Annotated in this window: 1 pseudogene; it reads left to right on the top strand. The window is 64.7% G+C overall.

Annotation, left to right across the window (positions count from 1 at the left end):
• Nucleotides 1–448: pseudogene (locus DY926_RS17435) on the top strand (hypothetical protein); the annotation flags it as partial.

Genomic DNA, 448 nt, shown 5'->3' with positions numbered 1-448 from the left:
GACCTTTTCGGGGAGGGCGGGCAGGATAACCGCTATACCTGCGATGCCCGCGCCTACGCGGCCGCCCAGCGTGAAGCGATGGAGGCGGGCCTGCCACCCAATGGCGACATCGTGCCTGCCGACGATTATGGATACCCGATCCTGCCCGAGAACGGCTTTCCCGTGCAGGAGTGGCAGCCCTCGCAGGACGGGGATCGCGTGGCGGTGTATCTCCATCCCGCGACACTGAAGGTTCGCGAGAAAGCGTTCCGGCTCCGCGTGCCAGTTCAGGATGCCGCATCGGGAAATGCTCTTTCCACCCCGATCGTGGAAAAGCCGCGTGAGCGGGCCGACATCTCAGGAACGGGCCTGCAAATGATTGGCGAGATCCGCACGCAGGCCCTGCACCAGGCGCTGGACGGGGCGGCTGATGCCGTTGATCCATGGGATCTTGTAGGCGCACTCCTTC

This window comes from Komagataeibacter melaceti (assembly GCF_003403295.1).
In the GTDB taxonomy this organism is placed as follows: Bacteria; Pseudomonadota; Alphaproteobacteria; order Acetobacterales; family Acetobacteraceae; genus Komagataeibacter; species Komagataeibacter melaceti.
The sequence above is the reverse complement of the archived record's forward strand: the minus strand, read 5'-3'. Positions and strand labels throughout refer to the sequence as shown.